Source organism: Patescibacteria group bacterium (genome assembly GCA_040390045.1).
In the GTDB taxonomy this organism is placed as follows: Bacteria; Patescibacteriota; Minisyncoccia; order Phycocordibacterales; family SIBU01; genus SIBU01.
Genome location: JAZJZC010000002.1, coordinates 107,867 through 130,459, shown reverse-complemented (window position 1 = coordinate 130,459; position 22,593 = coordinate 107,867). Strand labels below are relative to the sequence as shown.

Annotated in this window: 18 protein-coding genes; 1 reads left to right on the top strand and 17 read right to left on the bottom strand. The window is 45.1% G+C overall.

The features are described 5' to 3' along the window. The 16 genes from V4467_02560 to pilM form a co-directional block, all read right to left on the bottom strand. Positions 1 to 579 (bottom strand): type II secretion system protein, encoded by a 579-nt coding sequence (locus V4467_02560; protein MES2087853.1) that lies wholly within the window; start codon positions 577 to 579, stop codon positions 1 to 3. Positions 580 to 584: 5 nt separating this feature from the next. Next, positions 585 to 1,268: a prepilin-type N-terminal cleavage/methylation domain-containing protein gene (locus V4467_02555; protein ID MES2087852.1), complete on the bottom strand. Its 684-nt coding sequence runs from the start codon at positions 1,266 to 1,268 to the stop codon at positions 585 to 587. Between the two features lie 10 nt (positions 1,269 to 1,278). Continuing rightward, positions 1,279 to 2,142: a prepilin peptidase gene (locus V4467_02550; protein ID MES2087851.1), complete on the bottom strand. Its 864-nt coding sequence runs from the start codon at positions 2,140 to 2,142 to the stop codon at positions 1,279 to 1,281. A 241-nt stretch (positions 2,143 to 2,383) separates the two neighbouring features. Further along, positions 2,384 to 2,869: a prepilin-type N-terminal cleavage/methylation domain-containing protein gene (locus V4467_02545; protein ID MES2087850.1), complete on the bottom strand. Its 486-nt coding sequence runs from the start codon at positions 2,867 to 2,869 to the stop codon at positions 2,384 to 2,386. A gap of 84 nt (positions 2,870 to 2,953) precedes the next feature. Beyond that, positions 2,954 to 3,322 (bottom strand): type II secretion system protein, encoded by a 369-nt coding sequence (locus V4467_02540; protein ID MES2087849.1) that lies wholly within the window; start codon positions 3,320 to 3,322, stop codon positions 2,954 to 2,956. Positions 3,323 to 3,629: 307 nt separating this feature from the next. Next, positions 3,630 to 3,995 (bottom strand): type II secretion system protein, encoded by a 366-nt coding sequence (locus tag V4467_02535; GenBank protein ID MES2087848.1) that lies wholly within the window; start codon positions 3,993 to 3,995, stop codon positions 3,630 to 3,632. A 202-nt stretch (positions 3,996 to 4,197) separates the two neighbouring features. After that, positions 4,198 to 4,572 carry a four helix bundle protein gene (locus V4467_02530; GenBank protein ID MES2087847.1) on the bottom strand — a complete coding sequence of 125 codons (375 nt, stop codon included), beginning with the start codon at positions 4,570 to 4,572 and terminating at the stop codon, positions 4,198 to 4,200. A 23-nt stretch (positions 4,573 to 4,595) separates the two neighbouring features. Further along, the gene (locus V4467_02525) at positions 4,596 to 5,801 is read right to left on the bottom strand and encodes a type II secretion system F family protein (GenBank protein MES2087846.1); all 1,206 of its coding nucleotides are present in this window, start codon (positions 5,799 to 5,801) and stop codon (positions 4,596 to 4,598) included. Between the two features lie 152 nt (positions 5,802 to 5,953). After that, a complete protein-coding gene (locus tag V4467_02520; protein ID MES2087845.1) occupies positions 5,954 to 7,021 on the bottom strand; it encodes a type IV pilus twitching motility protein PilT in 1,068 nt (355 codons plus the stop codon). Positions 7,022 to 7,030: 9 nt separating this feature from the next. After that, positions 7,031 to 7,438, bottom strand: coding sequence for a response regulator (locus tag V4467_02515; GenBank protein ID MES2087844.1), 408 nt, complete (start codon positions 7,436 to 7,438; stop codon positions 7,031 to 7,033). Positions 7,439 to 7,607: 169 nt separating this feature from the next. After that, a complete protein-coding gene (locus V4467_02510; protein MES2087843.1) occupies positions 7,608 to 9,314 on the bottom strand; it encodes a GspE/PulE family protein in 1,707 nt (568 codons plus the stop codon). Between the two features lie 30 nt (positions 9,315 to 9,344). Beyond that, on the bottom strand, positions 9,345 to 9,755 hold the full coding sequence (locus V4467_02505) for a hypothetical protein (GenBank protein MES2087842.1): 411 nt from the start codon (positions 9,753 to 9,755) through the stop codon (positions 9,345 to 9,347). Positions 9,756 to 9,759: 4 nt separating this feature from the next. After that, entirely contained in the window at positions 9,760 to 10,437 is a 678-nt protein-coding gene (locus V4467_02500) for a hypothetical protein (protein MES2087841.1), read from the bottom strand. Positions 10,438 to 10,441: 4 nt separating this feature from the next. Further along, a complete protein-coding gene (locus tag V4467_02495; protein MES2087840.1) occupies positions 10,442 to 11,077 on the bottom strand; it encodes a hypothetical protein in 636 nt (211 codons plus the stop codon). Between the two features lie 125 nt (positions 11,078 to 11,202). Continuing rightward, positions 11,203 to 19,986 (bottom strand): immunoglobulin-like domain-containing protein, encoded by an 8,784-nt coding sequence (locus V4467_02490; GenBank protein ID MES2087839.1) that lies wholly within the window; start codon positions 19,984 to 19,986, stop codon positions 11,203 to 11,205. A gap of 252 nt (positions 19,987 to 20,238) precedes the next feature. After that, complete coding sequence (gene pilM, locus V4467_02485; protein ID MES2087838.1) at positions 20,239 to 21,378, bottom strand: type IV pilus assembly protein PilM; 1,140 nt, start codon at positions 21,376 to 21,378, stop codon at positions 20,239 to 20,241. A gap of 79 nt (positions 21,379 to 21,457) precedes the next feature. Here pilM and V4467_02480 point away from each other — a divergent pair, with 79 nt between their 5' ends. Further along, positions 21,458 to 22,105 (top strand): phosphoribosyltransferase family protein, encoded by a 648-nt coding sequence (locus V4467_02480; protein MES2087837.1) that lies wholly within the window; start codon positions 21,458 to 21,460, stop codon positions 22,103 to 22,105. A gap of 11 nt (positions 22,106 to 22,116) precedes the next feature. Here V4467_02480 and V4467_02475 read toward each other — a convergent pair whose 3' ends face one another. Next, the gene (locus V4467_02475) at positions 22,117 to 22,590 is read right to left on the bottom strand and encodes a hypothetical protein (GenBank protein MES2087836.1); all 474 of its coding nucleotides are present in this window, start codon (positions 22,588 to 22,590) and stop codon (positions 22,117 to 22,119) included. Positions 22,591 to 22,593 lie beyond the last annotated feature (3 nt).

Below are 22,593 nucleotides of genomic sequence, written 5' to 3'. Positions count from 1 at the left end.
TTATATATCCAAAACTCTCTGCGAAACTAATGTTTGAATATCAAAACGAGAAACCGTTTTTTGCTTGGCCCCTGCGGCAATCGTGTTGTTGACTACTCCGCCAATCGTCACGGAAACAATCGGCTGTTCTTCACCGGTCCCGTCAGTTGCGCTAGTTCCCGCAATATAAAAACACAAACGATCTATAGTAATTTCTGGAGAGGTGATAGTGAAGGTATTACTGTTAAGGGTTTTTTTAATATCGTCACTCCCCTCAACCCAAGAATAACTTAGGTCATTACCTTTCTGGTCTTTAAGACTTATACCGGTATACCCATCCGTGCTTCCACCCGACGTTGATGAACAGTGATGGCCGCCAGCATAGTTATATTGTGTGCCAGTTCTAATATTTCTCGTCATACTTTCAAGCGCCAAACTCAGGTTATCGATTGCGGTTTTAGTTGATTGTGCTTTGTGATTAGCATCAACAAGACTCAATAATGTTGACGTAGTGGCAAGCATCACAAAACCAAAAAGCGCGATGGAAACCAAAATTTCTATGAGGGTAAAGCCTTTTGAATTTTTCAGCGAAAGTTTCATGTCAATTAATTAACTACCGACACTTGACCGCTCTTTAAAATATTAATAGTTCGTGTGAGACCCTGCGGTGAGGCGACCGTCACTTGAGCTGTGGAAAACGCACCGAGCATTTGAGCGCCCGCGTTATCCAACGGATGGATCATTGGATCGGGTTCAGGTCTTGTGAATAAAAGGTCAAGTCCAGAAATTTGATTGCCAGCCCCAGAGTCAGTACATTCGTTATCGGCACATAGTCGAGTAATCGCATTCCCTTTTTCTATTCTAAAAAAACTAAGACACTCCCCGCCTGCCATACAGGCACTGCCACTATCTGGCCCATCATATTTTCCATTCGCCGGGCTACTATCCACAAACAAAACATAATAATTAGGATCTTTAAAATGAATACCGTAACTTTTATCAAACTTCCCACCTGTCGTAGTTTTAACACTGATACCATACACCTGAGCTTCGCGAATACCGAGCGCGATATCATACGCGAGATTGGTAATCAAAATCTGACCACCAAATTTCTGCTGGCTTACCATCACAATGCTTGTCAAAAGCGTAAAAATGGCAATTGAGACCATAAGCTCAATCAGGGAAAAACCCTTTTTAGGCGAATTAGGAATCAGGAAGTAGGAATTATGGAAAAACCTGGGAAAGCACTTCCGCGACTTATCTTTTTGTTTTCTTAATTCATAATTCATAATTCTTAATTCATATAGAAAACATTGAACTCAATCCCAAAACATCAATTTTGAAAAAGGCCGCTATAAAGAATCCGAGGATGAGAAACGGCGCCAGAGGAACTTCGCTCTTAATTGTAAGATTTTTCAGGCTGAAACTCAAACCCAGAAATTGCCCGAAACTGGCTTTCATAAGTTTCCCGAGACCGAGAAGTAAGACAGAAACAAGAGCTCCTATCCAAAAACCGATAATCATTGCCGAGGCGCCAAGAGTGAAACCTAAAAACCAACCAACGCCGAGCATCAGTTTGGCATCGCCAAGCCCAATCCATCTGCCACGAGAAACTAACCACAGGAGAAATAGCGGCAAGGCTAACAGTGGTCCGGCTAAAAGATTGAGTAGTCCGGGAAACATAAACAACGCAGACACATCGTTCATTAAAAATAATTTGAGCAAGGCAAAAATCGCGAACAAAAAAACTAACAGGTCGGGAATAATTTGGTGACGGAAATCATATACGGCAATAACAATCAAGAGAGAGTAGATGATGAGAGAGATAGAGAATAGTAGATAGTCGGTAGTATGGTAGAGGCCGAGCAAGGAAACTTGAGGAGAAAATTGGCAGAAAGATATGGCAAAAATTAAACCAGCTAGAAATTCAACTAAGGGATACTGAAATGAAATTTTACTTTTGCAAAAACGACATGTGCCGCCTAAAAATAAAAAACTCCACAACGGCACGAGGTCGTACCACGCGATGTCTTTGCCACACGTAAAACAATGGGATCTCCCTCCGAGCGTCCCACCAGTGTTAAAGCGGAGAATGACAACATTTAAAAAACTTCCGACAATGGTGCCGAAAATAAAAAAGAGGAATGTTGTTAGAATTTCCATCCGGTAGTGAAAAATGGCGTCGTTTGCTGTGAAGCAACTTGTACCAAATTTAAATTAAATTAAGTTTTGTAAATTACAATCTAGCGTTACTTTAAAAACTTGTTGTAGCAAACAGCAACGCCATTTTCTACTACGGGACCCACTCCTCTATTATACTCCGTGAGTAACTTTTCCGCTAAACGAAAACGCCGGCTGGGCAAAGCCCAGCCGGCGTTTTCTCAACAAAATTGGCTATTTTAATTTATGGCGCAACATCGAAACATCTCTCCGCTCCAGAACCAGTCCCACAGTCAGTACTTACACCACTGAAATCCGCAGCTCCACTGCAAACACTTCCCGTAGGAGGGTCTGCATCAGTTAGTAATTCAGCACTAGTACTTTGTTCCAAAACCGCACCCAAATGATAGCTATTACAAGTACCTCCGATAGTAATCGGCCTATACACATAACTACCACCTTCGGGAGGAGTCGGAACTGGGGAAATGTAAGTTGGCGCCGCAGTCAAAACTGAAAGTGTTGCGGGGTAGCTACGATTGTTATCAAAATACAATTCCAACGCGAGTTGTAAGCTTTTGACATCGGCAATACGCTTCACATCTCGAGACCTTGCGCGAGCACCATTTAAATTCATCAATACCACGGAAGATAAGATACCCACAATAGCAATCACAACCAAAAGTTCGATGAGAGTAAATCCGTAGCTTTTGATTTTTGTCTGATCATTCATAAATAAATAGTTAAGAAAATATAAACAACCACCCTAGACAGATTCCTGCCTCTCACACAATAGTATTCTTTGATACTTAAAGAATTAACTGAAAGTACAACCACCCTGGGAGCATGCAGCAACATTAGCCGTAGAAACTGCCCCGTTGGTTGCCGTTATAGTCATAGTCCACACACCTGTTCCTGAAGAACCGCAATTCTGCACCATGGTTCCAAAAGCGGCAGCGGCACTGTAAGTTGATGGCGTTTTGAGATCAGCAACCACTACTGAAACCTCATTACATATACTATTTATTCCAGCCACCACACCACGAGCTTCTGCCTTAAATGCAGCATCTTTACTCCTTTGGCGAGCGCTATTAAGACTTACTAAAACAACACTAGACAGAATACCGATAATTGCGATAACCACGAGAAGCTCAATTAAAGTAAAACCTTTTTGGCGTAACTGCATAAAAAATAAATTAGTTCTTAATTGCTCTATTGTACACTAAAAGTGAAATCTACTTATCCACACATTCGACACGGAGCGGAAAGGGTCATTGGGTAACAATTTTAATTTAATGACTTGTTAACACCCCACATATGTAACATATCCTTGCGTCATAGTAGCTGAAGTACAAGCTCCGCCAATCCCCAGTGCAAAAGGCGTAAATGTTATATCAAAAAGGCCTCTCCCCATAGTAACATTTTTCGTTCGCTTTAAAAAAACAAAGCCCGGCAAAGGGCTTTGTTTTTTTAAACTAGCTTGAGAAAAAGATCTAACTGAATGTACAACCACTTTGTGAACATGCAGCAACATCAGCAGTAGAAACGGCGCCGTTGGTTGCAGTCACTGTCATAGTCCAAACTCCTGTTCCAGAAGATCCACAGCTCTGAACAATTGTTCCAAAAGCAGCAGCTGCCGAGTAAGTAGAAGGACTACCCAAATCACCGACAACAACGTTGGCCTGATCACAGATGCTTACAAGTCCTGGAACTATTCCAGTGGCCTCAGCTTTGAAGGCGGCATCCTTAGCTCTCTGGCGAGCACTGTTAAGGCTAACCAAAACAACAGAAGACAAGATACCGATAATTGCGATAACTACCAAAAGTTCGATAAGGGTAAAACCTTTTGAATTTTTCATTATGTTAAAAAATTTTAATAATTAATAATTTTTTTAAACCGCTCGACCGCCCTCTCCTTAATACATTCAGAGTGGCTGTTATTTACTATGGGTCTATTATACTCCTTTCGTTTCAAGTTTGAAAAGGGGTGTGGATAACGGGCTGAATCATGGAACATGGAGCACGTAGCATGCAACAAGGGGGGATAAAGAGGCCAGAAGACTAGATTTTGCGCAAAATTGACCATATCATTGCGCCTATTTCATCTCCTAGACTAATATATTTTTCATATTGTTCTTTAGAAATTAGATTTTCGTCATAAGAAAACTTAATCAGATATAAGGATTCTTTCAGGGAACCGTAGGAAATTTCAAGAAAATTTTTGTAGACCTTATCCCTCTGTCGCGCATACCCCTCAATGTAATTAAGCGGGACAGAAAGACTTGCTCGCCTTAGCTGAGAGGTTATGCCATACGCTTCCTCCTTTGGGAATTTTTTACTAAGTGCATACACCCCGTGGACATACTCATCAATTTTTAACTGGAGCTTCTGGTGGAATGTTTTCTCCGTATTTGACTCTTCTGTTCCATGCTCCATGTTACGTGTTACATGCTATGTGTTTATTGCGCCGCCGAGATGTTGTAAATCGGGATAAGGATGGCAGCAAAGAGGAATCCGACGCCCAATCCAAGACCTACCACCATGGCTGGCTCAATGAGACTAACAAGTGCATCGACTGCATTAGAAACTTCACGGGCATAAAAGCGAGATAAGGTTTTGAGAATTGATCCGAGCTCACCGGTTTCTTCTCCCACCTTCATCATCTGGATCATGATACCTGGAATTTCTGGGTGTCGTCCCATGGAATCTGAAATTGAGTTCCCCGCCTTGACCCCTTCAATCGTGTCACTCAAAATCGCCTTATATACTACGTTGTCGATAACAGAGGATGTAATTTCCAAGGTTTTAACAATTGGTATAGCAGACTGCAACAATGTGTTTAGGTTATCTGAAATACGAGCTAAATAAATTTTGCTATAGAGAGTGCCGAGGTATGGAACTTTTAATTTAAAAGTGTCAATGGCTAAAGCTCCAGTTTTTGTCTTCCCCCACCTCCAAATACCGACGCCTCCCCCAACTACAACAATTAAAAGAATAATACCGTAATGGACAAAAAGATTGCTGACAGCAATAACACCTTTCGTGTACACAGGTATTTCCTGTCCAGACTCAATTAAGGTGGCGCTTAAGTTTGGTATCACAAGAACGAGCATCAAGACCATCACGGAAATAAACACCACAACTACGAACGCCGGGTATATCAAGGCGCCACGAGCCTTGGAAAGAATTTCATACGAGCGTTCAAGATAGTCAGCAAGATATTCGAACGTTTGATCGAGCTTCCCCGCCTCTTCACCGGAACGAACCATGTTGACATAAAAATCAGAAAAAACATCTGGGTGTTTTGAAAGCGATTTAGAAATAGAATTGCCGCCTTGCAAGTCGTCGGCAATTTCTAAAAGCTTAGACTGAAGGGTTGGATTTTCAGCCTCAGCCGAAATCAACCGGAAAATTCTTAACGCAGAAACCTGGGCTTGAAAAAGCGTGGCAAGTTGCCTTGAGAGAAGCACAATATCTTTTGTCTTGATACGATTGAACCAGTTAATCTGCATGTTCAAACCAGTGCCGCCCGATGCAGGAGCAATCGAGGAAATAATAAATCCTCTATGCTGAAGAGAACTGATCGCTACATCAATTGAAATAGCATCAATTGAACCTTTGACTGTCTGGCTTTGATTGTCGAGTGCTTGGTAATTAAATAACATGATACGAAATTATTATACGAAAATACGAAACTATACGAAAACTGACGCATTTATTAAACGTGTGAGCAAAATTATAAACGAAAACCGTAATGGCACCGGAAAAGTTTTTGTATGATTTCGTATTTTCGTTTTCATTTCGTATTTTCGTATCGTTACATAAGGTGCTCCAACGACTTCGGATTTACTGAATACAACAAAGCGTTCTCACTGCTAATCTCCCCTGCCCGAACGAGATCTGCCAAGGTGCGATTCATATCGATCATGCCAAGCTGTAATCCCGTTTCAATAATTGTATCGATTTCGTGAGTACGTTTTTCGCGAATCAAGTTGGCCACGGCGTTGTTGTTAATCAAAAGTTCGTAGGCTGGAATTAAACCCCCAGAAATTCGAGGGATCAATCGCTGGGAAAATATTCCAGTCAAACTTCCTGCGAGTTGAATTCTAATTTGCTCTTGCTGGCCAGAAGGAAAAGAGTCAATAATACGGTCAATGGTTTGCGAAGCGTTATTGGTATGCAAGGTGGAAAGCACTAAGTGTCCGGTCTCAGCGGCGGTAACCGCGGTCGAAATAGTTTCCGGATCGCGCATTTCTCCAATCATCACCACATTTATATCTTCGCGAAACACACTACTGAGCGCCTTGGCAAAATCTTTGGTATCAATGCCCACCTCGCGCTGGTCAATGATCGACATTTTTTCTTCGTAGACATACTCTATCGGATCTTCGATAGTCATAATATGTTCTGCTCGAGTGGTATTGATGTACTCGATCATTGAAGCGAGAGTTGTCGTTTTTCCTTGGCCGATCGGGCCGACAACCAAGAAAAATCCCTGGTGCCTCTGGGCAAAGGTTTCCAAAATTGGTGGTAAAGAAAGGTCAGCGAAATTTTTGATATCCTTGGGAATTAATCGCAGAGCAATCGAAACTTTTTCTTGTTGGAAAAAACCGTTACCTCGAAACCTGACGCGATTTTTGTAGCTATAGGAAAAATCCACTTCATGCTCCCTCAAAAAACGTTCTCTCTTATCAGGAGTTAAAAGTATCTCAATAAGACTCATGGTGTCGGCCTCTGTCAGTTTCGGCTTTTTGACAAGTGGAATTAAAGAGCCGGCCACTCTAATAGTCGGTGGACGTCCTACAGAAATATGCAAATCAGACCCGCCTTCTTTAATGACGTACTCAATGAGCTCCTCCAATTCTTTGTTGTAATCAATTGACATTGGTTTACATTATTTTTTCACGCTCGCGCCCGGTGTTGCAATAATTCGTTCCACTTCGCTCACTACTTCCGATGGAATAGAGCTGGCCTTAACGATGTACCCAGCAACACCGAGACTTTTCGCTCGGTCGACATCTGTCTGTTGATTCTGATTACTCAAAATAATAACCGAAGCGTTCGGTAGCAATTTTTCCTTACGCAACGTCCCTAAAAGTTCTAGCCCATCCATGTCAGGCATTACCAAATCAAGCAATACAATATCAGGGTTGGAACCCTCTTTTATCTTACTGAGCGCACTACTACCGCTCTTCGCGGTATCAATTTCAAAACCCGACTTTTTAAATTTCATCGAGTACATATTCAAAAGAAACTCATCGTCGTCAATAATCAAAACTTTTTGTTTTTTATCCTCGGGCATGTTTATAAGTATATCAAATTTATAGTATAGACGAAAATGCTCCACCTGTCCTTCGATACGAAATGCGGACTAACGAAAATACGAAATTGTACGAAAACCGTAGTGACTGCAAAAAAGTTTTTGTATAAGTTCGTATATTCGTAACCTTTTTCGTATTTTCGTATTGAAATTACAACTTATTAACTTCTTCCATTGGAATTTCCTGCCGTAACGCCTTAATTAACGCGTCTTCTTTCAACGTAAACATCCCCTGCTTTCGCCCAACTTTAAATAATTCGGGTTCTGTCGGATTGTGTAAAATCACCTGTTCAAGCGCAGCGCTCATCTGCAATATTTCAAATACCGCCACTCTACCGCGCGTGCCTTTTGGACATTCGGGTGTTGGGCACAACTCAGAAACCGTAGTGCTCGTCGGTACCTCTTTCTTAAACTCAGCAGGTAAATCTTCAAATCCTTTATCCATCATCATTTTCAAACTGCCTGAAATGGGAACCTCTTTACCTGATCCCGGACAAATGAGACTGACCAATCGCTGAGCAATAGCGAGAATCAAGGTCGGCGCAATCAAGTACGGATCAACTCCCATGTCAATCAAACGTGGAATTACTCCAGCAGCATTGTTAGTGTGAATAGTGGAAAGCACCAAATGTCCCGTGAGCGCCGCTTGCACAGCGAGAAGTGCCGTTTCTTTATCGCGGATTTCTCCCACCATGATAATGTCGGGGTCCTGTCGCAAAATCGAACGCAACCCGTTGGCAAAGGTGTATCCGATTTCCGGACGCACTTGAGATTGGTTCATGCCAGCAATATTGTATTCAACTGGATCTTCGAGCGAAATCACATTTTTTTTCTCGCGATCCACCTCGTTTAGCATCGAGTAGAGCGTACTTGATTTACCAGAACCGGTCGGACCTGAAATCAAAATCATGCCGTACGGTTTGTTGATCGCATCTCGAAGCAATTTCAAATTTCTCGGGGAAAGACCCATTTTATCAATAGGGCTGACTCCCTTTTCAGCATCGAGAATTCGCATTACAATTTTTTCTCCATAATACGCAGGCAAAGAAGAAACACGAAAGTCGACTTTACGGCCTTCGATTTTTGCGGAAAAACGACCGTCTTGTGGTTTACGTTTTTCATCGAGACGCATGTTGGAAAGTATTTTGATACGGGCGATCACGGCCGAATAGACCTTGATCGGAAGCAAGAGGCTGGTATTTAAAACTCCATCCACTCGAAAGCGAACGCGCACCTTATCCCCTACATTTTCAATGTGAATATCCGACGCGTCGCCTTCGGTGGCGTAGTGCAAAATCGTAGCCACAATTTTAGTAACCGGCGCATCTTCAATAATACGAGTTTCACCGTCACCTTTGTCTTCACCGAGCTCCAAGGCGTCGTCGGTAGTCAGTTCTGTTTCGAGTTCAGAAAGCGCCTGCGTCACTTCACCGGATAATCCTTTATATGACTCAACCACTCGTTGAAAATCTTTCTGAGAAATAATAAAAAGCTTGAAAGGCAAATCAATTTTCGTAGAAATGAAATTCAGAGCGTCACGCGCTTCGATATTGTCAGGATCAACAATACCAACATCAAGCACGCCCTCTTTTAAACTAATCGGCACAAATTTATAGTAGGCCGCCGATTCTTCTGGAACGTATTTCAAAATATCGAAAGGTACGGTCACGCCATCAAGACTCATAAAAGGAATGCCGAGGTAATCTGCCTTACTTGCCAATATTTCAGCAGGAGATATACCGCGCTTTTCGAGCACTGAGTCAAGGTTGCCTCCAGCCCTATCAACTTCTTGTTTGATTTGCGGAATGTCCGAGGCAGCGATTAGTTTTTTTTCAACGAGTATGTCTAAAACGCTCATGTAAATTTATATTATTTTCCCCACGCGCTTCTACTGAGTGGGAGCATTCGCCGGCGCAACTTGTTGCGCCGCTCGCGCGCCAGCCACACTGGCATCGCTACTGAAATCAGAAAAAGGATTTTTCCGACCAAGGGTTTGACCTAACGGCTGTGGCTCGATTGGCTTACTCCAATCTTGCAAACTCGAAAACACGGGATTTTCGAAAATGGAAAAGTCCAAAGAGATGGTTTGAATTTCGGCAAGCAAATTAAGAAGTTCGCGCCCTACAATTTGATCGGAAGAACTTTCGGCAACCTCTGTGACCAACCCGCCAGTAGGACTCGTGGGAACATTCGGCGCTGTATCTCCCCCACCAGAAAAAAACAACCAGTATAAAATAACCAGAACGAGGAAAATCCCTCCGAACAGGAAAAGCTTTTTATGTTGTTGGTAGGTTTCCATCTAATTATTTTAGAAAATAAGTTCTTAAATTAATTGAATACTTATAAATTTCAGGACCGGAAGTTTGCACAACTTTAGAACCAGCTGGCGGCGCAGAAGTATCAGAATTTTCAAAAGCAATCGAAGTAATATCAACGATACGCAAACTTTTTTGAACATCCGACAAAAACAGTAAGAAATTTTCATACGGCCCCGACATGCTAAAACCTAATTTTACCGAATCATACAAACTACTATCTGGCCCTATTTGCTGAGGAGCATTGGCGGTGTTGGCATTAGGATTTTGCGCCGAGCCTGTGGCTCCTGCTGGATTATTTTTATCAACAATACTATTGGCAAAAAGTTTAATATCAGAAAGCGACATACCGTATCGTGAAGCGATGTTGTTCGTATCAATAATCAAGCGAACCGAATCAATGTGGTCTGGCAATAATTTAAAAATTTTTTCTCGGTTCTCAAGGGAGAGCGTGTTAAATTTGGTGAGCAAACCTTCCCTGACGGTTTCAATTTGTGCGGTTTTATTCAAAGCATCCACATAATCTTGTTCAACCGACTGCAACTCCTTAACGCTTTTTTCTGTCAGATCAGAACTGCCCGTCACCGCTGTATAGGCCGGATTAATGTAACCGAAAAATATTCCGATGGATGAAACTATTAAAATGATTGGAACAAGGATACTCATATAATTAATTGGCAACTTCAGCCGGTGGCGCCGCAGTAACCTCAGTTGGGGTCAACGCTGACAAATTACTTTTATAAGAAATAAAATTGGGATCAAGGGACGCGCTGAATTTAAAAGCGATATTACCCTTTTGATCTGGGTTCACATCAGAAAAAACGGGGTTTTTGATTCGCGGCTCCTTACCAAAAAGATCGGACTGAAGAGCTACCGCGTCAAAGTTTTTGGCCAAGCCCGTCATAGACAACGACACGTCCCCGAGATCATCGAGGCCGTAGGAAAATTTGCTGAACTTCACTGTGGCCAACGTGGTATCAGCTAAAAAATCAAAGATGGGAGATACCGCAGTATGCTTCGCCAAAATAGTGTTGGCAGAATCAATGCGTTTATTAAGACGATTTAATTCCTCGATAAAACCAGGCTGGAAAGAATTTTTAGCGTCCACAAATTGCTTGTTTTTGCTATTAATTCTTTCTATCAAAATTTTTTTGTAGGCAAATACTCCGCCCGCACTCGCGGCCGTTAGCAAAAAAATAACCACTGAAACTACCATCACGACACTGACTGACTCAGGTCTACCATTCCCCACTCTTTGAGGAACAGTTTTTTTGGGAATGAACGAAGTTTGAAATCTTGTTTCCATTTTTAATATAAATATAGAAGGGTGAAATTGTATCAAGAACCTATATCTCACTATTATAATACCAAACCCAAAAAACAACTATGCGCACTAGTCCCCAGATTTCGCGAAAATACTAATCCTCGAAATTATTCCGTCGGCGTGGTGGTTGCTACGGGATCAGTCGATGTTGCGGTGGGAGTTACAACAGGATTACTGACAACTACACTTCGCGTCGAAGTGGCAATGTTCATCGCGGCATCATGTGCCGTATAAATTACATAATACGTTCCCGCGGTTGTGGTATCAACAGTATTTTCAAAAAGGTCAGCTGTGATGTTTTGGGAAACGTTGTCAGTAACAGTTGCACCAAGGTCAATGTATGAGGAACCGAGAGAAATGGTGGCTGGATTGTCGCCGGTCAAGGTGATAACTGGTGGAGTAATGTCAGTAGAAGGAGTCGAGGAGGCCGCGCCCGCAGCGGGCGCGGCACTCTCACTTCCAGAACCACTTGAACCTGTTGAAGTAGCTCCCGAATTTTCAATCATTTTTTTGAATTGGTCGCGAGTCACACAAACGTCATCCACACAAAGTTTCTTCGTCGTAAATTCACTTGCAAACCCCGTGACTTTTTTTGCTAATTCTTGTACGGCTTCTACCAGCAGTGCCACCATGTTTCCGTAGGAGATTCCCATGGAGCCATCTACTCCTTCGACGACTTCAGGCAAAACGAGTTTAAGTTCTTGAGCAATGAATCCAATCTGAGGTTTTCCAGTGCCTTTCATGGTGTAGAAGCGAGGTTGGATGCTCATCAAGGTATCGAGGGTGTACTTGGTGTTTAAGTCGGCAATGTTTTCCTTGTATTTTCTATCGGATGCATTAGTCCAAGCTCCTGCGTCATTGAGGGTAGCGGTGTTGTAGACTCCGGCGGCGTCTCCCCCTCCGAAGGAGAGAACGCCTGTGGTGTCAGATATATATATAGAGCGGTAGTCGCCGTCGGTGCCTGCGATCCAGAGGCCGCCGGCTTCGGTGTTGGTGGGTTGAGTGAGAGACAATAGCGAGGAAGGAGAAGTTGTGCCGATTCCGACAGCACCACCGAGAGTTGCAAAGTATGCTGAACCACTTGAGGTGATGGCGGTAGTGGAAGCGAATGGGAAGACAGAAGCAAGAGAGGAGGTTGCAATGAAGTTGGGAGTGGTGAGACCTCTATAGAAAGTAACGCCGGTAGAAGTAGCGAAGTTGGCGATATCCAGGATTGAGAAGAAAGAGCCGGGAGTGCTGGTACCAATACCAATTCGGCCAGTAGAAGTAATTTTCATTCTTTCGGTTAGTGAAAAAGCAGTACCGCCTGTGCTAAAAGATAGATAAGGAGTAAAGCTACTTGTTGACGGCATTAGGGTTATTTGAGCTGTGGTTGCTCCTACACCGGTACTCTTACCATTGATTTCTAACGCGCCACCGCTATTGTGCCAAGCGGTTATGGTACTGCTACCAAAAGCTCCTCCTCCAGTCAGTTGCAAACCTCTCACTGCTGATGTAACACTCCCTGAGACGGTAGCACTATCGCCTGGTATCGCTCCAGAGTGTAGATACAGCGTACCGTCCACAATATTTTGTGAACCTTGCAGAGTCACTTTGAACGTAGAATTTGTTGTCGTAGTACCAATACCAATATTTCCAGTTGGATTCAGCAAGAAGTCTCCTGAATCGGTAGTCAAATTATTTGTTGTGTCGTTCCAGAATAGATGTCCTCCTCCGAAAACTCCCCCACTATTAAACTGCAATGCTCCGTCTGATCCCGCAGGAACCGATCCGCTTCCCCCACCTCCACAGACTCCACCAGTACCAGAAACCAAACCTTGTGCATTGATTTGCAAACATTGTGCTCCGCCGTTGGTAATGCCGGTGATAGAAAGATTTGGAGTGCTCACTTGTGTTGAGAAGAGACCGCTACCAGTGACCGCGAAGGTTGCGCCGGGAGTAGTGGTGCCGATGCCAAGATTGCCGCTCACTGAAGTGAGAGTTGAAGTTGCAGAACCAGTACCAAAATTAATTGTTCCTCCTTGTATTGCAAGACTCCCAGCAATATCAAGTTTTTGGGTAGGATTTGCAGTACCAATACCAATCTTCCCCGTCGACAAATTTGATCCTGCTCCTGTATTTCCCGTTCCGTAAATGATGTTTCCAATAGTAAGTTGACCACTGGCTGTTGCAGATGGGAAGGAAATATTACTTCCAATTAAAATGTTTTGTGAACCGGTAGTGAGATTGGCGATGGCTGTTGAAGAAGTGGCAGTACCAAGAATAATATTATCTTTACCTGTGGTTACTCCATATCCTGATTGGTAGCCGAGGAAGGTGTTGTAGTCCGAGTTGGTTCTTAGGTTGTAACCACTTTGGTATCCGACGTAGGTGCCACCTTGGTTGTTAAATTGTGATCCACCTCCAAGTCCAGAACCAGCAGCATACCCAACAGCAGTGCTACTGGTTGCTGAACCGTTGTACACCTGAGAATATGCACCAAGACTGGCGTTATTTGAACCTGTAAAATTTATAGCTAGAGAATACATACCGAAACCTGCGTTATATGAACCGCTGGTATTATTCAAAAGCGATCCCCAACCATTAGCGGTATTACTGACACCACTGGTATTAGATAGCATCGTTTGATATCCAACACCTGTATTGTAATAACCGGATGTTGAAACGTTAGCGACTGGGTTGGACGCACCTGCTTGATACCCCATGTAGAGGTTACCTGAGTTAAAGTGTGCTCCATTTGAATCACTCGCAAATATTCTCATGAGCTCTGTCCCCGCGGCATCTCGGATGAACATCGCGGTGTTTGTAGCCGTGTAGTTTCCCACTGATCCATTTGTGGTAATTGAAAAGGGATTGGTGTCATTTCCACGATTGTCGATGGTAAGTTTGGCAGAAGGAGTGGTTGTGCCAATTCCTACATTTCCAGAAAAGGTTGCGCCGGTAAAGGTACTCGTCGCTGTCGTCGATGTTGCCGTAAAGCTTCCTGCTAGCGCGTTGCCTCCAAGAGAAAGAATTGCGGTGTTGGTGTTCAAAGCATTCAGCGTATTGTCCCACGTCAAATTTCCTCCCGTGAAGACTCCGCCGGTATTGTACTGAATTGCCCCTGTACTTCCTCCCGGCACCGATCCACTTCCTCCACAAGCAGCTCCCGTCCCCGTCACTTGTCCCGTCGCATTAATCTGCAAACATTGTCCGGCTCCATTACTAATGTTGGAAATGGTTAGGAGTGAAGTTGAAGCAGTGCCGTTGACGGAAAGTGAACCAGCAAAGGTTGAAGTGGTGTTGGCATCTGTCGTTGTGATACCGGCAGCAGTTGAGGTGGCGGAGTTGATGACGCCGCTCACAAAGAGTGAGTTGACTCCGGTGACAGTGAGAGCGGTGGTGGAAGCGTAAGTAAAGACTGATGGAGCTGTCGTTGAAGTAGCAATGTAGTTATCAGCTACTACGGTTCCGGCAACTCCGAGTGCGGTGTAAGGAGTAGAAGTTCCAATGCCGAGTCGGTTGTTGGTGGCGTCCCAAATCATAGTAGCTGCTCCAGCAAAGAGACCGCCGTTGTTATATTGGAGTGCGCCAGTAGAGCCTAGTGGCACTGATCCTGAACCTCCACAAACTGCTCCGGTTCCTGAAACTGCTCCGGCGGAATTGATTTGGAGACATTGTCCAGAGCCGTTCGTGATTCCGGAGACGGTGAGGTTGGTGGTGCTGGTGAGACCGGCAACAGTAAGAAGTGAACCGGGGACAGCGGTACCGATTCCAACATTACCTCCGTTCGTCACGACAAAGTTAGTAGCAGTTGAAGAGCCGATGATGAAAGCGGCGGCAGAACCGATGGCGTTCGGATTAACAGAAAGTTGCGCAAACGGAGTAGTGGTGCCAATACCTACGAGTCCGGTGTTGGTGATGCGCATTTTTTCAGCAAGAGTTCCGGCGTTTCGGGTAAGGAAGGCCATGATACCAGAGTCGGCGGCGTTCGTATGTATGAGGTTTATTCCAGAGATTTGAGAGTTGGTGGTTTCTGCTCCAGTTGAAGTGATGTGTCTGAAAGCCAGTGTAGAGAAATTGTTTACCGTGGTGTTACTGTTGGTGATTGAAAGGGTTGGATCGGCGTGAGTGGTTAGAGTGGTTCCTGCAGCAGAAGCGTAGACTTCGATGAGACTTCCTGGAGTTGAAGTTCCAACTCCCAAAAGACCGGCGTTGGTCAAGCGCATTTTTTCTGCAAGGGTTCCCGCGTTTCTGGTCAGGAATGCCAGAGCTCCCGAGTCAGCTGCGTTGGTATGGACGAGGTTGACACCAGAAATTTGAGAGTTAGTGGTTTCTGCTCCGGTTGAGGTGATGTGACGGAAAGCAAGAGTTGAGAAGTTGTTTACTGTTGTGTTGGGGTTGGTGATGGAAAGAGTTGGTTCGGCAAAGGTAGCTAATGTTGTACCGGAGCTCGTTTTGTAGATTTCGATACTTGAAGTTGGAGTGGTGGTACCAATACCCAAAAGACCTGTGGTGGTGTTGTCGAAGGTCAGTGATGTTGATGCAGTGAAGACTCCTCCGGTGTTGAATTGAATTCCTCCCACTGGGCTTCCTGGGGATGAACCTGCTCCTCCACAGTCGCTACCTGTGCCGGTGAGGTTACCTGATGAATCAACATGGAGACATTGGGCGGAGCCATTGATATTAGCGAAAGTGACGGTTCCGGTTGTTGTGAGGTTGGCGACACCCGAAAGATTGCCGTTCATTGCGAGACTGGTGACCCCCGAAAGAGCGCCGTTGAAAAGTCCGCCACCGTTGACAGAAAGAACTTGGGAAGGAGAAGTAGTTCCAATACCGACAAGTCCCCCATTTGTGATGATGAAGTTGGTGGCAGTTGAGGAGCCGACGACAAACTGATTACTAGCCTGACCCCCTATTGGATTTACAGCAAAAGTTGCAAAAGGTGACGAAGTACCAATACCAAGTTTACCACTTGCAGTCATTACTGATGTCAGAGCTCCTGAGGTGTTGTATATATCTAAAATATTTCCTGTTTGTGAAGCAATTGGCCGAAGAGCGAGAGTTGTTGAAGCGGTTGCAGTAGAACCGATAGAGATTTTAGCGTAAGGAGAAGAAGTACCAAAACCAACGTTACCGGTGTTATCTATCACCATTCGAACAGCGACACCTTGGTGAGTAATAAGGAAGCGATCATTTGGAGCATCAAATGTTCCTCTGTTATCGATAGTCCATTGACTCGTATCTGTCGTCAATGATACCCCAGCAAGAAAAGATCCTGTCGCTTGAATTATTGCCCGTGTATGAGCATTATCTGCAAAAACATGTAGGAAATCAGATGGAGTTGTTGTCCCAATACCCACAAATCCACTCGAAGCCAAAACCAACTGCGAAGAATTAACCCCGATTGATCCAGCCATACCAATTGTTGCTTGCGGACTCGTTGTTCCGATCCCCAACTTCGTCGGATCCGAAAGAGAAAAAATATTATTTATGTTGTCCCAAATGAGCGGATTCGCCCCACCAAGTACTCCCCCATTGTTAAACTGCAACGCTCCAGAAACTCCTTGTGGCGTTGTTGATCCTGAACCCGAACCTCCGGCACAGGTTGTTCCAGTGCCTGAGACGACTCCGAGAGAATTGATTTGTAAACATTGTGCAGTGGATGCAATTCCTGAGATGGTCAGTGATTGGAGAGTGGCGAGACCGGAGACAGTGAGAGCGCTTGAGCTGGCAGTACCTGAAGCGGTTATGTTGGTGGCAGAAAGATTTCCTGAGGTGTAGGTGTCTCCGGAAATTGAAAGCGTGGCGGAAGGAGACGTGGTGCCAATACCAACTCCTCCGGCAAAGGTGGAAGTGGCGGTTGTTGAAGTTGCCGTAAAAATATTAGCCACCACACCTGACGCTCCAGCTATAGAAAGTGCTGCGTAGGGAGTGCTTGTGCCAATGCCTACATTACCAGTGAAAGAATTGAGAGAGAATGTGCCAGCTGTTGTTGAGAGAATGTTGTTGGTGTTGTCCCAAGAAAGATTACCTCCTCCGAACACTCCGGCGTTATTGAATTGTAGTGCTCCACTACTTCCTGCGGGAACTGAGCCGGCACCTCCACAAACTGCTCCGGTTCCTGAGACAACTCCGAGTGAATTGATTTGGAGACATTGACCAGTAGCGGTTGTGATACCGGAGATAGTGAGGAGAGAGGTGGAAGCGGTGCCGTTGACGGAGAAGAGGGCGCCGGGGTTGGTGGTGTTGATGCCGACGTTACCGGTTGCGGCGAGGTAGAGTTGAGAAGCGTTGACTCCGATTGAACCTTGGATACCGAGGTTGGCTTGGGGAGAGGTGGTGCCGATGCCCACTCCTCCGGCGAAGGTGGAAGTGGCGGTTGAGGTGGCGGTGAAGTTTTGGGCGACTACTTCGCCAGCGACTGAGAGCTTAGAGTATGGAGAACTGGTACCGATGCCAACGTTGCCGCTCGATATTACTCGCAGAGCTGTAGTAGTAGCTCCAGCACTTGGTACTGCCACCACATCAAAGAGTCCGAGGTTGGAAAGAGAAGATGTGGCGGAGACGGTGAGGATAAGGCCAGGAGAAGTGGTGCCAATACCGACAAGACCTTGGTTGGTGATGCGCATTTTTTCAGCAAGGGTGCCAGTGTTTCTTGTGAGGAATGCGAGCGCTCCAGAATCAGCAGCATTGGTATGGACGAGGTTCACTCCAGAGATCTGGGACATAGTAGTTTCAGCTCCGGTTGAGGTGATGTGTCTGAAGGCCAAAGTGGAAAAGTTGTTGACAGTGGTATTGGGGTTGGTAATGGAAAGAGTTGGGTCGGCAAAGGTTGTGAGTAAAGTCCCAGTATTGGATCCGTAAACCTCGACGAGAGATGAGGGGGTGCTCGTGCCAACTCCAAAAAGACCGGCGTTAGTCAATCGCATTTTCTCTGAAAGAGTTCCGGCGTTTCGGGTGAGGAAGGCAAGAGCTCCGGAGTCGATCGCGTTGGTGTGCACCAAGTTAACACCAGAGATTTGGGCCATGGTTTGTTGGGCACCGGTGGAGGTGATGTGGCGGAACAAGAGAGACTCAAAGTTATTGACGGTAGTGGCGGAGTTAGTGATGGAGAGAGATGGTTCGGTGAGAGTAGCGAGTGTGGTTCCGGTATTGGAAGCGTAGAGTTCAGTCAGGGTACCTGGGGTGGAAGTACCGATACCAAGTCTGCTGTTTGTTGAGTCAAAGAAAATGTTGGCGGTACCTCCGAAGACTCCCCCGTTGTTGTATTGCATGGTTCCGGTCACTCCCGCTGGACTTTGCCCCGCTCCTCCGCAGACTCCTCCAGTTCCGGAGACCACTCCACTGGCGTTGATTTGCAAACATTGAGCGCCGCCGTTTACAAAGCCGGTGACGGTGAGGTTTGGAGTTGAGATTGTTCCGGTGGCGGTCAAGTTGGCGAGGTTTAGGTCTCCACTAAAAAGAGCGGAGCCTTGGAGGGAGAGGCGTTGGGTTGGAGAGGTTGTGCCGATGCCAACATTTCCATTCGTCGCCAAAAACAAATGACTCGAATTGACACCGATACTACCCGTCATACCCAAAGTTGCTTGCGGACTCGTCGTCCCAATCCCGACTTTGCCGTTGGAGTTAACAACAAAAGCTGTGGAGGTTGCGGTGAGGGTTGAAGTGGAAATGCGGAAGAGGTCGACAGTGGCGTTCGAGAAGCCGGCAAGATACAGGCCGAGAGCGGTGGTGGAAGGTTGGTTGAGTGAAAGACGGGCGGCGGGAGTGGTGGTGCCGATGCCAAGGTTGCCGGTTTGAGTAAGGCGCATTTTCTCACTACCGGCGTTAAACCAAACTTGGGAACCGACGGTCGTTACGAATTCCATCTGATTGGCAGAAACGCCAATTCCATATTGAACTGCACCGTCCCAATACGCGCGAAGCTTGAGGTTGGAACCTGGGGTCGAGCTGTAAGTACCGCCGAGATCGATGGTATCTGGAGTGTCGGTGCCTGCATTAGTTATGGAACCAAGAGATAAGCCGAACCGCGGCGCCGCCGTCCCAATCCCAACTTTTCCATTTTGTAACACCGTAAGCCCCGTATCCCCCGCCACATTCATTCCTCCTGCAAACGTAGATGTCGCCGTACTTGAGGTCGCCGTAAAATAAGGGGCAATCGAAGCTCCGTACGTTGTGACACTTGAGGGTGCAATGAGATTGCCCAAGATCGTAACATCACCTGAAAAAGATCCGGTGGTAGCGGAAATTGAAGTTCCGACAATGGAACCTCCTGAGATCGTAGGATTACTAAATGAACCTCCTGAAACTGTAGGTGTAGTGAGAATCACATTTTCCAATTTATCAATCCTCGTTGCAAAAGGTAACGGAGGATTTTGAATAATTTGCGTAATGTTAACCGGTGCGGCTCCGATGCTCGAAGACGAGTTCGGAGTTCCAACAATGGAAAAGAATTTAGAAGAAAGTTTGTTTTCGAGTTGGTTGAGCGCTGCTGCAAGTTGTCCTTGGGTAACACCACCTGTGTTTGAAACTGTAGTTTCGTGAATTACTGGTTGAGTGATGTAGTTGTTTACAATCGTGGGAGTGGCTCCGATGCTCGCAGACGAGTTCGGAGTTCCAACTGGAGCAGTTGGAAGAGAAGGTGTAACAACGGTAGTAGTTTTAGTAGTTCCACAAGCACCAAACAAACTTCCGAGAGAGCAGAAGAACGAGTTAACCCCAGTGTAAACTTGTTGCGCTACGGTAGAGAGAACTGAGGGAGTAGTATCAGCTAATACAGCGTTAGCCGAAGGTGTATTCACCGAAGGTCCCGAGGCATTCGAGGGAGAAGGAAAGAAAAGGATTGAAAAGATTAACAGGGGTAGAATCGTACGTAAAAATCTCCTTTTTTCTGTATAGAAAAAGTCCATATTATTCAGTATTGTAGCACTTTTTTGAAGAGAAGAGAGGTGGGGATAACTTCCAGAATCACAGAACATGGATCATGCCCGCCCGAACGTAACGTTTCGGTACGGGCGGGGAACACAAGGAACGGGGAAACCCGAATAAATAATGGCCGCGACAGAGTCGCGGCCATTAGTTTTGTTTTTTCTACCCTCTACCTACTAACTTACCCGCCCAACTGAACGGTCTCAGTCGTTCAGGCGGGCTAACCTACTTCCTTACGCAGTTTCTTGCAACCGACGCAACGCCACACCAATCGCCACGGCAAATTCTGGCCCAGCGCCCTTGAGTACCGGATCAAGAAACGGCGGCGATTGCAGTCGCGAAAACGGATCAGCCATCACCACTGGAATTTGGAAATTGTCTCTAGCCATTTCAAAAAAACCTTTCAAGTTGGAACCTCCTCCCGTCAACACCACGCTATTTAACGTTTTGTTGTAGCGTTTTTCATACGTCACCAATACTCTGCTGGCTTCAGAAAGCACGAAGTTGAGGCTCGCAGAAATAACTTGTGTGATATCCACACCACCACCTTGATAACCCAAACCGGAAGTTCGTTTAATATTTTCTGCTTCCGGAACTGAGATGTTGAGCGCCCGCGACATGGCAAGCGTAATGTCTTGCGAACCGCGATTGATCGTGTGAGAAACTCTGACAATGCCGCGGTCGATAATGTAGAGCTTGGTTGATCCAGCGCCAAAATCAAAAATCATCGCCGTAGCATTTTCCTCACGCAATACTGATCTCATGGAACTGAAAATTTCAATCTCGAAAAAAGAAGAGTCCAACATGCTTTTTGAAACAATGTCCTGATATTTATTGATGGCCTCATTGTGAATAGCCACAACCAAAACATTTATTTTTTCCGTCGTGGGCTTCAATGCCGATGCGCCGAGTGGAGCGTCAGTCGGCTCTGAGGTAAACACCTTGCTTTCTTCTTTGGGAATCACCCACCAGTCGAGCGTAATTTCACTAACCGGCACCGGAATATATTTTCGAGCTTCGAGCGGAACCATTTGCGCGAGCTGGGCTGTTGGAATAGAAGGCATTTCAATAAGCGAAACCAAACTTGAAGAAAGAGGAATAGAAACGCCGCATCGTTTAGTGGTTGTGTTTGCTTCACGAAGCACATCCCCCATCGCTTCGATAATTTTATCCGTCGGCAAATGGGTAGCGCGACCAACTTCAAAACCAGCGTAGGGTCCAAGCGCCAATTCACCGTAGGTTTCAAGCACCGCTTGCCCAGCTTTCTTTCTCACTTGAACCACCTTGATCGAGGATGCGCCAATATCAATACCTAAAACGGAATCGCCGGACTTTTTAAACAAATTGAGAATAGTTTTTAAAGGATTGTCCATAGAAAATGAAAAAGAAGAGTTTGATCAACCGAAACATATCAGATTGCATACTCAGCCGTATATATTAGTATAACATGACATGAAAAAACTTTTCATCTATATTCTCGAGCTTCTCTTGCCGCAGTCAAAAATCTTAAAAGAGATCGACGCGCTCACTCCGGAGAATTTAAAAAAGCTAACGCTTAAAAATTCCGGAAATTTACCGAAAGATACCACTGCCATCTTTGACTACAAAAATCTTTTGATAAAACAAATGATTTGGGAACTAAAATATCGAGGAAATAAAAAAGTGGCGCACCTTTTCGCGGAATGTCTCTATGATGAACTGGCGGAGGAGTTGAGCGAGCGAGAAATATTTGAAGCCTTTGGTAAACCAATTTTAATTCCCATTCCCCTCTCAAAAACTCGCCGAGCTGAGCGCGGTTTTAATCAGTGCGAACTAGTCACTGATTTGGTGTACAGCAAAGATGGTGGAAATTTTTTTCAATATGAAAAAAATCTTTTAGTAAAAAATAAAGATACGGTCAGTCAAACCAAAAAGAATCGCTCAGAACGGCTGGAAAATCTTTCAGGTTGTTTCGAGGTGTCCGATCCTGAAAAAATTTCAGGAAAAAATATTATTCTTTTTGACGACGTCACTACAACCGGCGCAACGTTTGACGAAGCCGCCCGCGCGCTCCGGCGCGCGGGCGCTCGAAAAATTTTATCAATCGCCTTGGCGCACTAAAACTTTTCAGATTATTTTTGAAGCTCGAAAAAAGCGAGAGTAAATGGAAATCCCGGGATAATCCTCACGTGCACTTTTCCAAGAAAATGCTCAGGAGAAACCTCGACAATCTCATCTAAAATTGGTCGCAACCAAAGCGGATTTGCCGAAATGTTGTAATCAATTTTCAAAACTTCAAGACTTTTATCGTGCACGCCCTTGCCTTCACTTGTCACAAAAGGATACCGTTCTTTTTGACCACCATTGCCATCGTCAAAAAGATTGATCCCACTGCTTTCTGCCGCTGAAAATTTTTTTCCTTTCCACGAAACGCTGTAGCCCGGAACCGTGCCCTTGAAAAAACCTTCGGGCGCCACACTCGGAAATTTTCCCGCTGAAAATTTTGCTTGATTGTCCGAATGCTCGAGAAATAACGTCCGCGCCACTCCCAATAAAAGCATAGCGAGAATCAATCCGAGAAAACATTTACATAAAAATAAAAACATGGC

Coding starts and splice junctions, on each gene's coding strand:
- V4467_02560 (MES2087853.1), bottom strand. CDS start 579: ATGAAACTTTCGCTGAAAAATTCAAAAGGCTTTACCCTCATAGAAATT.
- V4467_02555 (MES2087852.1), bottom strand. CDS start 1,268: ATGAATTATGAATTAAGAAAACAAAAAGATAAGTCGCGGAAGTGCTTT.
- V4467_02550 (MES2087851.1), bottom strand. CDS start 2,142: ATGGAAATTCTAACAACATTCCTCTTTTTTATTTTCGGCACCATTGTC.
- V4467_02545 (MES2087850.1), bottom strand. CDS start 2,869: ATGAATGATCAGACAAAAATCAAAAGCTACGGATTTACTCTCATCGAA.
- V4467_02540 (MES2087849.1), bottom strand. CDS start 3,322: ATGCAGTTACGCCAAAAAGGTTTTACTTTAATTGAGCTTCTCGTGGTT.
- V4467_02535 (MES2087848.1), bottom strand. CDS start 3,995: ATGAAAAATTCAAAAGGTTTTACCCTTATCGAACTTTTGGTAGTTATC.
- V4467_02530 (MES2087847.1), bottom strand. CDS start 4,572: ATGGAGCATGGAACAGAAGAGTCAAATACGGAGAAAACATTCCACCAG.
- V4467_02525 (MES2087846.1), bottom strand. CDS start 5,801: ATGTTATTTAATTACCAAGCACTCGACAATCAAAGCCAGACAGTCAAA.
- V4467_02520 (MES2087845.1), bottom strand. CDS start 7,021: ATGTCAATTGATTACAACAAAGAATTGGAGGAGCTCATTGAGTACGTC.
- V4467_02515 (MES2087844.1), bottom strand. CDS start 7,438: ATGCCCGAGGATAAAAAACAAAAAGTTTTGATTATTGACGACGATGAG.
- V4467_02510 (MES2087843.1), bottom strand. CDS start 9,314: ATGAGCGTTTTAGACATACTCGTTGAAAAAAAACTAATCGCTGCCTCG.
- V4467_02505 (MES2087842.1), bottom strand. CDS start 9,755: ATGGAAACCTACCAACAACATAAAAAGCTTTTCCTGTTCGGAGGGATT.
- V4467_02500 (MES2087841.1), bottom strand. CDS start 10,437: ATGAGTATCCTTGTTCCAATCATTTTAATAGTTTCATCCATCGGAATA.
- V4467_02495 (MES2087840.1), bottom strand. CDS start 11,077: ATGGAAACAAGATTTCAAACTTCGTTCATTCCCAAAAAAACTGTTCCT.
- V4467_02490 (MES2087839.1), bottom strand. CDS start 19,986: ATGGACTTTTTCTATACAGAAAAAAGGAGATTTTTACGTACGATTCTA.
- pilM (MES2087838.1), bottom strand. CDS start 21,378: ATGGACAATCCTTTAAAAACTATTCTCAATTTGTTTAAAAAGTCCGGC.
- V4467_02480 (MES2087837.1), top strand. CDS start 21,458: ATGAAAAAACTTTTCATCTATATTCTCGAGCTTCTCTTGCCGCAGTCA.
- V4467_02475 (MES2087836.1), bottom strand. CDS start 22,590: ATGTTTTTATTTTTATGTAAATGTTTTCTCGGATTGATTCTCGCTATG.